Consider the following 8,198-nt stretch of genomic DNA (forward strand, 5'->3'; position numbering starts at 1 on the left):
CGCCACCGTCTGCTCGTCACTCTCGCGAAGAAGCACGACGGCGGGTGCTCACGGCGCTCGCCGCGGCGTCGCGCCCAGGCCGACCGGGAAGTCAGCCGACGGTGACCGCCGCACTGGAGGGTTTGCGGCCGTGCCGCATCCAGACGAAGAAGCCCACCAGGGTGAACCCCCCGTAGACCACGTACATCAGGCCGGACGCGTAGTACCCGGCCGAGAAGAGGAGCGGGACGCCCACGACGTCGACCGCGACCCAGATCAGCCAGAACTCGACCCAGCCCTTCGCCATGCCGTAGGTCGCGAGCAGCGATCCCACGAAGATCCAGGCGTCGCTCCACACGGGCTCGTAGGAGCCGAGCGCGCGGAACAGCGGGGTCAGCAGCGCGGTGCCGCCGACCATCGCCAGCACGAGGAGACCCCGGGTGCGCCACGACGCCCACCGCGGCTCGAGCACGGTCGTCGAGGCGTCGGGGCGGTGCGTCCAGCGGTACCAGCCGTAGACGCTCACGATCATGAACATGACCTGCCGACCCGCCTGACCGAGCAGGTTCACGGGGTTCGGAGTGCCGAAGAGCGCGCCCATGAAGACCGTGAACAGCAGTGCGTTCCCCACGAGGCCGACGGGCCAGGCCCAGACCTTGCGCCGCATCCCGCCCAGAGCGCTCGCGAGGCCGAAGGCGTTGCCGATCACCCGCCACAGGACTCTCTGGTCGCCCAGGACGATCTGCGCATCGAACAGCCAGTGCACGAGCTCCACGTGATCCTCCTCAGCCCCCTCGTTCAGCAACGGCGGGCGGCCGTGCATTCCCGGAGGTCAGAACAGCGAGTAGACCACGACGAAGCACCACGACGCGGCGGCGGTGATCGCCGCGGCCGCGAGTACCAGGACGGGGCGCGGACGTCGGCGCACGACGGCGAGCACGAGGAAGCCGACCCCGAGCAGGATCTCGAGCCACCAGTAGACGGGGCTCGTGGTGTCGGCGACCGCGCCCAGCGCCCAGATCCCCTCGCCGAGGAGCACTCCCGAGAGGGGCGCGACGGCGAGCACCCGCCACCCGCGGGTCCCGTGCAGGGTGAGGGAGGCCGCGACTCCGAGGATCGGGCCGGCGGGCACGGCGAGCAGCCAGAAGGGGTCGGAGAACGGAGGGGACCAGCCGAAGCCCCTGGCGCCCGTCACGATGTCGTAGCCCTCGAGCATCGCGAAGAAGGACAGCAGTCCGAGCACCGCGCCGGCGACCGGACGTGCTCGTCCCCCTCGGACGAGGGCGAAGACGAGCATCGACCAGCCGCCGGAGGAGTTCGCGAAGGAGTTCACGGACGTCGGCAGGACGGTCTGCAGGAGGCTCGTCAGCGCGCCGAGGAGAAGCCCTCCTCCGATCGCCAGGGCGACGGCGGGCAGGAGGGGAGTGCGTCTGGCGGGGGGCATGCTCCGAGCATCCCGCGCAGGACCTGGCGGGCGGATCGGGGAGAACCCTGAGCCGACCCCCGGATCCGCGCGCTCCGGTCAGCGGGCGTCGAGCCGCTCGGCGACGTCCGCCGGGAAACCCCCCGTCGAGACGGGGCTCCAGCGAGCGGGCGTGATGCGCAGCAGGGACTTGTCCTGCAGCGCCATCGCCTCCCGGTACTCCTGCCAGTCGGGGTGCTCGCCGGCGATGCAGCGGTAGTAGTCGACGAGGCCGTCGGCGGCCTCCGGCATGTGCAGCACCTCCGCGTCGCCGTCCACCTGGATCCACGCGCCGTCCCACTCGTCCGACAGCACCAGCACGGAGGCGGCGGGACGACGCTCGGCGTTCCGGGTCTTGGCCCGGCCGGGATAGGTGGAGATCACGATCCGGCCCTGCTCGTCGACGCCGCCGGAGACCGGCGACATCTGCGGGCGGCCGTCAGCACGCGTCGTGGCGACGATCATCCGGTGCCTCGGCCGCACGAAGGAGAGCATTCCCTCGCGGTCGACCTCGGTGCTCGTGGAGACGGTTCTGGGCATGGGTCCACGGTAGGGCACGGTGCCGGACGGCGACCGACCCGTTCACCGGTGTCAGCCCGCGCGGACGGAGACGTTCTTCCCGAGCCCAGTCCAGTCGAGTCCGGGCGCGTCCTCCGGGCCCTCGCCGTCGGGGTGCACGCGTACGGTCCAGGCGCCCGGCTTCGAGGCCTCCATGCCGCCGCTCCCACTGCAGCCGCTCGCGGAATCGGCGCCGTCGTCGACGACGACGCAGCGGCCCCGCTAGTCCGACAGGCCGAGGTAGACGTCGATCCCCTCGGCGGTGCCCGCGAAGCGGACGGACTCGGGATCGATGCCCGTGTCGATGCCGCCGGCCTCGGGCATCACGTCCGCCTCGGTCCGCTCCCGCTCGAAATCGGAGTAGGGCGTCGGTCCGGCGCACCCGGCGAGCGGCAGCAGCGCCAGCAGCGCCGCCCCGATCGTGCCGATCCACCGTCGTCCACGTGTGCTGCTCCGCGCCATCGAGGCCCCCTTCGCGCTGCGGTGGGTTCACCCTAGCGGGGGAGTGCGCCCCGCTACGGTGCGAGCCGCCTCCAGGACGGAAGCGACGAGTTTCTGCAGCGGGATCTCGCCGAACCGGTGCTCCTCGGCGCGGACGAGCCGGTCGGCGAGGTCGGGCCGCAGCGTCCGGAGCAGCCGGCGCGCGCGCTCGGCGTGCAGGGAGTTCGAGACGAGGACGACGGTGTCGGACTCCTCGAGGAGCGCTGCGGCGTTCCGCAGGTTCTCCTCGGTCGTGCGGCTCTCGCGCTCGAGCACGAGGGGGCCGCGATAGCGCCTCTCACGACGCGCGTACCGCGCCATCAGGTCGGCCTCGGGGACCGACCCGGCGACGCTCCCCCCGCAGAGCACGAGGACGCTCCGGGAGCTGTGCCGGGAGCGCAGGGCGGCGCGCACGCGGTAGCGGTTCACCGCGTTCGCCCGGGTGCCGCGGTTCCGGAACCCGAGCACGACGACGCATTCGCGGCCGACGTCGCCCGCGGGCCGTCGGACCGCTCTCTGCGAGGTGATCCAGTACTGCGCCTCGACGACGGCGAGGGCCGTCAGTCCGGCGGCGGCGGCCAGCGCGAGCGGTCGGGCGATCAGAGCGAGCTCTCGCGGACGATCAGTCGCGGTGCGGCGATGTACTCCTCCGCCGGAGTCGTCCCGCCGCCGATCCGGTAGACGAGCCGCTCGACGGCAGTCCGCGCCATGAAGCCGTGATCCGGATCGATGGTCGTCAGCCGGGGCACGGTGTAGTCGCCCTCGAGGATCGCGTCGAAGGCCGCGACGCGGACCCGCCCCGGAACAGGCACTCCGCGATCCGCCAGACCGCGGAGCACTCCGATGCCGACCGTGTCGGTGATGCAGAAGACCCCGTCGAAGGGCACACCGCGGTCGATGAAGTCCCGGATGCCCCGCGACCCGCCCGCCATCGTGAACTCCCCGACCGCGATGTGCAGAGCCGGATCGATCGCGAGCCCGGCGTCCTCGTGCGCACGGCGGTAGCCCTCGAGGCGCAGGCTCGAGACGTCCACCTCGTCGCCGGCGGGATCGTCGACCATGACGATCCGGCGGCAGCCCTGCTCGATCAGATGGGCGACCGCCGTCCGCGCGCCCTCCACGTTCGCCATGGCGACGTGGTCGACCGGGCCCTCGAAGATCCGCTCGCCCAGGATCACGAGCGGGTGATCGACCCGGAGCAGCTCGGTGTCGGCCGCCCCGAGGCCGACGGTGCTCAGGATGATCCCGTCGTAGAGCCGCTTCCTGGACGACGCGAGGGCGCCGAGCTCGTTCTCGCGCCGCGCACCGGTCTGCTCGATCACGACGCGCAGCCCGTGCTTCTCGGCCGCGGCGATGATCTCGGCGGCGAGACGCCCGTAGTACGGCCGGTCGATCTCGGGCACGGCGAGCCCGATCGTCCCGGTGCGGCCGGTGCGGAGATTGCGGGCGGCCACGTTCACGCGGTAGTCGAGCCGCGTGATCACGTCCAGCACCCGCTCGCGCGTGGTCTCCCGGACGTGCGGGTGGTCGTTCAGGACGTGCGACACGGTCATCGCCGAGACCCCGGCCTCTTTCGCGACGTCGTGGATGGTCACCATCACGCACCTCCTCTCGTCGAGCTTGCCACGAACGCGGGCCCGGTCACGGCAGCAGGGCGCGGAGCCGGGCGGCCTCGTCGTCGTCGAGCGCGAGGAGCGATCCGTGCCGCGCGCCGGGCGGCAGCCGAGCACCGGGCACGGGCTCGAACACTCCGCTGCCGGGGTCCGACGACGAGAACAAGCGGTAGCCGCGCATCCCGAACTCGTCGATCAGGAGCCAGGTCGCCGACCCGTCGGGCGAGCGTGCGAGCGCCGGGCCCTCACCGCGGGCGAGCTCGGGGCTGCCGATGCCCGTGCGCACCGTCTCGAAGGCGCCCTCGAGCGACGGGCCCTGCGCGAGGGTGACGGACGTCGAGTCCGACCCGGGCGGGGTCTCCACCGTGAAGCGGAGCCAGCCGTCGCCGTCCTCGAGGAACGCCGCATCGATCGCGTTGAGCCCGGTGTCCAGCGCGGTCCGCGCCGAGGTGAAGCTCTCGAAGTCCCTCGTCTCCGAGACGAGGATCCGCTGGTGCGCCGCCTCGACGCGGTCCGACTCCGGGTCGAAGAGAGCCGAGGAGAAGAAGACCAGCCAGCAGTCGCGGTCCGCGCTCCAGTACGCCTTCGGGGCCCACGCGTTGCCGGCCGCCGTCGGCGCCACGATCCGCAGCACGGGGTCGCCCCACGTCACGAGGTCGCCGGACCGCCAGATCAAAATCGACCGGCTCCCGTTCCGCACGGCGCGGTGCCAGTCGGCCTCCTCCTCCTCCGTCCGCAGGTCGGTGGCGAGGAGGACGACGCGACCGGAGGCGCCATCGCGGACCAGGAAGGGGTCGCGCGCACCGCCCGAGCCGATCGCGGGTCGCAGCGGCGCGATCGGCAGCGGGAGGAACGCGCGAGGCGTCTCGTCCTCGCTCACGGCGAACCGCACCGCCTCGCCGTCCGCACCCGGGAGGAAGTGGGCGAGCAGGAAGCCGCTCACCCCTTCACGCTGCCCGAGACCAGGCCTCCCACGATGTGCTTCTGCATCGCGATGAAGAACACGACCATCGGCAGGAGCACGACGACGCTGAGCGTCAGGAACGCGGGCCAGTTCACCCCGAACTGACCGACCGCCTTGTACACCTGCAGGACGAGGGTCTGCTTCTCGGGCGAGCTGATGAAGACGTTCGGCGTGATGAAGTCGTTCCACACCCACATCGTCTGGAAGACCCCGACGGTGATCAGGATCGGGCGGATCAGCGGCAGCACGATCCGCCAGTAGATCTGCCACGGACCCGCGCCGTCGATCCGCGCGGCCTCGAAGATCTCGAGCGGCAGCGACTTCATGTAGCCCTGGATGAGGAAGTAGCAGAAGATCGAGCCCGCCGAGTAGAGCAGGATCAGCCCCTCGAGGCTGTCGACGAGCCCCGCGTTCGCGAGCAGGCGGTACAGCGGGATGAGGGTCGCCTGACCCGGGACGAGGAAGGCGATGATCAGCACCACCGAGACGATCCGGGTGAGGACCGTCGTCCGCAGCAGCATGGCGTAGGCCGCCATGGATCCCACCACGAGCATCAGCGCGACGGACACGACCGTGAGGTAGAAGGTGTTCGCGAACGCGCCGACGATCGGGACGGAGGCGAACACGTCGGCGTAGTTGCCGAGGTCGAGGGTGCTCGGCAGCGCGAACGGATCGCTCGACACCTCCTGCTGCGTCTTCAGGGTGCTGACGACGATGTAGTAGAAGGGTGCGCCGACCACGGCGGCCAGGGCGAGCATCGCGAAGCTCGTCAGCGCGCTGCTCCAGCCTCGACGACGCTGAGCCGCGGTGCGTCGCCGACGACGGGCGGCGGCGGGCGGACCCACGGCCGGGGGAGTCGGCGGGAGCGAGACGGCGGTGGCGGTCATGAGGTCCTCTCCTCGAAGCGGCGCGAGATGAGCAGCTGAACGGCGACGATCGACCCGACGACGAGGAGGAAGACGACGGCGAGAGCCGAGGCCTTGCCGAACTGCGCCTGAGCGACACCGTTCTGGATGATCGACTGCGTGATCGTGTAGGTCGAGAAGCCCGGTCCGCCCTTGGTCAGGGTGAACGGGAGGTCGTAGACCTTCAGCCCGCCCGTCATCAGGAGCAGCGTGCTCACCGTCACCGCGGGGGCGAGGAGGGGGAGCGTGATCGAGAAGAACCGGCGCGGGGCCGACGCCCCGTCGATCCGGGCGACCTCGTAGTAGTCCTCGGGGATCGACTGGAGGTAGGCGAGGTACAGGATCGCGTGCCAGCCGGTGCTCGACCAGACGCCGACGATGATCACCGACAGCTGGGCGAGCGCGCCGTTCGACAGCCACGGCACGGGTCCGAGCCCGGCGACCGCGTCCAGGACCCGGTTGATCGCTCCGGACCCCAAGGGCGAGAGGATCAGTCCCCAGACGAGGCCCAGGATCGCGATGCTCGGGATCGCCGGGAAGAACAGGATCGCCCGGACGGCCCCCCGCCCCACGAAGGGACGGTTGAGGACGAGCGCCAGGGGGATGGCCAGCACCGTCACCAGGACGGTGGTCCCGAGACTGTAGGTGAGAGTGAAGACCAGCCCCGCGAGCATCGCGGGATCGCGGAAGATGCTCACGTAGTTGGCCAGACCGACGAAGTCCGAGTCGACCGAGTAGCCGTCGAAGTCCGTGAGGCTGAAGTAGAAGGACTGGGCGAGCGGCACGGCGAACAGCAGGACGAAGACGAGGACGATCGGCACGAGGAAGAGACTCGTGCTGACGGTCTCGCGTCGGCGCAGGGGGTCGACGCGGCGGCGCAGGGCGAGGGCGGGGCCTCGGCGCGGGGCGGTGAGAGTGGACACGGATCCTCCGTTCGCGGAGAGCGGGCCCGGCCGGAGCCGGGCCGCGCCCTCAGTCCTGCGACTCGAGACGCGCCTGCAGCGCTGCGGAGACGTCCTCGGGGGACGACTGGCCCTGAGCCAGCAGCTGGATCTGCGCCACCGCCTCCGTGCTCAGAGCGTCCTGCTCCCGGGGCCAGGCGATCGAGGGGAGGTAGAAGCGCCCCGCCTGCAGCCCCGCGAGGTTCGGCTCGAGCGCCGGATCGACGACCGGGGTGTAGTTGCCGGTGGTGGTCAGCGCCGAGGTGCCCTCTTGGTAGATGCGGACGCCCTCCTCGCTGCCGAGGAAGCTCAGGAACGCCTCCGCCTCGTGGTCGGTCTTGGCGTTGATGGCGAAGCCGGGCGACGCGGCGCCCGCCCAGTAGCCCGCTCCGTCGAGGGTGGGGAAGGGCGCGAAGACGACGTCGAGGTCCGGCGCCTTCTCGCGCACGGCGGGGAGGTTCCAGGGGCCGGCGGCGATCATCGCCACCCGGCCGTTCGCGAACTCGTCCACGATCTGATCGCCGGTGAGGCTGACGACGTCCTGGCTCATCAGCCCGCGGCTCAGCAGCTCGCTCCAGGCGGTGAGCGGCTCGTTCCACAGGTCGCCGAACTGAGCGCTCCCGTCGAAGATCGCCTCGTCGACGTTCCCGCCCTGCTCCGCGTCGGCCGAGCCGACCATGGCCGAGAGGCCCATCGGGATCTGCGTGGCCGAGTCGTAGTACGGAACGACCCCCGTGTCCTTCACGGTCTCCACCACGTCGAGGAAGCCGTCCCAGTCGGTCGGGACCTCGGTCACTCCGGCTGCGTCGAGCAGGGCCCGGTTGACCAGGATCCCGCCGGCCCACGACGAGGTCGACATGCCGTACGCCTTGCCGTCGCTGCTGTACGTCTCGGTGTTGTAGGGGGACATGTCGGCCATGAACGGCTCGTCGGTGAGGTCCTTCACGAAACCGCCCTCGATGAGGTTCGTCTTGTTCTCGGCGGCGATGACGAAGACGTCGGCGGCGTTGTTTCCGGCGAGGCGGGTCTGGAGCGTCGAGATGTACTCGGCGACAGGGGGAGCGTTCGAGAACTCGATCGCGATGTCCGGGTTCTCGGCCTCGAACGCCTCGATGACCGGGGTCATCGTGGCCTCGTTGTCCCAGGAGAAGAAGCTGAGCTGGGTCTTCCCGGAATCGGCGCCGGCGGAGCCGCAGGCGGTCAGGGCGAGAGCGCTCGCCGCGGCGACGGAGAGAGCGGCCGCGCGGAGGGCGGCGGAGTGGGGGCGATGCGACATTGCATTTCCTCTGTTCGATG

11 protein-coding genes are annotated in these 8,198 nt (G+C 71.0%); all 11 read right to left on the reverse strand.

The genetic code is table 11. The features are described from left to right. Positions 1-91 precede the first annotated feature (91 nt). Positions 92-754, reverse strand: a complete 663-nt coding sequence (gene pnuC / locus IOC53_RS11350) for a nicotinamide riboside transporter PnuC (protein ID WP_207405783.1) — start codon at positions 752-754, stop codon at positions 92-94. 57 nt (positions 755-811) lie between these two features. Beyond that, entirely contained in the window at positions 812-1,423 is a 612-nt protein-coding gene (locus tag IOC53_RS11355) for a DUF6518 family protein (RefSeq protein ID WP_207405785.1), read from the reverse strand. Positions 1,424-1,501: 78 nt separating this feature from the next. Further along, complete coding sequence (locus IOC53_RS11360; protein ID WP_207405787.1) at positions 1,502-1,981, reverse strand: PPOX class F420-dependent oxidoreductase; 480 nt, start codon at positions 1,979-1,981, stop codon at positions 1,502-1,504. 51 nt (positions 1,982-2,032) lie between these two features. Further along, positions 2,033-2,155, reverse strand: coding sequence for a hypothetical protein (locus tag IOC53_RS19255; protein WP_278250062.1), 123 nt, complete (start codon positions 2,153-2,155; stop codon positions 2,033-2,035). Positions 2,156-2,221: 66 nt separating this feature from the next. Then, positions 2,222-2,461: a hypothetical protein gene (locus IOC53_RS11365; RefSeq protein WP_207405789.1), complete on the reverse strand. Its 240-nt coding sequence runs from the start codon at positions 2,459-2,461 to the stop codon at positions 2,222-2,224. A gap of 27 nt (positions 2,462-2,488) precedes the next feature. After that, positions 2,489-2,947, reverse strand: a complete 459-nt coding sequence (locus IOC53_RS11370; RefSeq protein ID WP_307786170.1) for an ElyC/SanA/YdcF family protein — start codon at positions 2,945-2,947, stop codon at positions 2,489-2,491. Positions 2,948-3,078: 131 nt separating this feature from the next. Continuing rightward, the gene (locus tag IOC53_RS11375) at positions 3,079-4,077 is read right to left on the reverse strand and encodes a LacI family DNA-binding transcriptional regulator (protein WP_207405790.1); all 999 of its coding nucleotides are present in this window, start codon (positions 4,075-4,077) and stop codon (positions 3,079-3,081) included. Positions 4,078-4,120: 43 nt separating this feature from the next. Then, positions 4,121-5,035, reverse strand: a complete 915-nt coding sequence (locus IOC53_RS11380) for a glycoside hydrolase family 43 protein (protein WP_207405791.1) — start codon at positions 5,033-5,035, stop codon at positions 4,121-4,123. Continuing rightward, positions 5,032-5,943, reverse strand: a complete 912-nt coding sequence (locus tag IOC53_RS11385) for a carbohydrate ABC transporter permease (RefSeq protein WP_207405792.1) — start codon at positions 5,941-5,943, stop codon at positions 5,032-5,034. Before IOC53_RS11385 ends, IOC53_RS11380 begins: the two co-directional genes overlap by 4 nt. Next, complete coding sequence (locus IOC53_RS11390) at positions 5,940-6,884, reverse strand: carbohydrate ABC transporter permease (RefSeq protein ID WP_207405793.1); 945 nt, start codon at positions 6,882-6,884, stop codon at positions 5,940-5,942. The genes IOC53_RS11385 and IOC53_RS11390 overlap by 4 nt, the downstream gene beginning before the upstream one ends. A gap of 49 nt (positions 6,885-6,933) precedes the next feature. Continuing rightward, a complete protein-coding gene (locus IOC53_RS11395; RefSeq protein ID WP_207405794.1) occupies positions 6,934-8,178 on the reverse strand; it encodes an ABC transporter substrate-binding protein in 1,245 nt (414 codons plus the stop codon). Positions 8,179-8,198 lie beyond the last annotated feature (20 nt).

The organism is Rathayibacter sp. SD072 (assembly GCF_017355185.1).
Taxonomy (GTDB): Bacteria; Actinomycetota; Actinomycetes; order Actinomycetales; family Microbacteriaceae; genus Rathayibacter.

Excerpts from the sequence above, each read along its gene's own strand:
- IOC53_RS11355 (WP_207405785.1), bottom strand. The coding sequence starts at position 1,423 with ATGCCCCCCGCCAGACGCACTCCCCTCCTGCCCGCCGTCGCCCTGGCG.
- IOC53_RS11360 (WP_207405787.1), bottom strand. The coding sequence starts at position 1,981 with ATGCCCAGAACCGTCTCCACGAGCACCGAGGTCGACCGCGAGGGAATG.
- IOC53_RS19255 (WP_278250062.1), bottom strand. The coding sequence starts at position 2,155 with ATGGAGGCCTCGAAGCCGGGCGCCTGGACCGTACGCGTGCACCCCGAC.
- IOC53_RS11365 (WP_207405789.1), bottom strand. The coding sequence starts at position 2,461 with ATGGCGCGGAGCAGCACACGTGGACGACGGTGGATCGGCACGATCGGG.
- IOC53_RS11375 (WP_207405790.1), bottom strand. The coding sequence starts at position 4,077 with ATGGTGACCATCCACGACGTCGCGAAAGAGGCCGGGGTCTCGGCGATG.
- IOC53_RS11385 (WP_207405792.1), bottom strand. The coding sequence starts at position 5,943 with ATGACCGCCACCGCCGTCTCGCTCCCGCCGACTCCCCCGGCCGTGGGT.
- IOC53_RS11395 (WP_207405794.1), bottom strand. The coding sequence starts at position 8,178 with ATGTCGCATCGCCCCCACTCCGCCGCCCTCCGCGCGGCCGCTCTCTCC.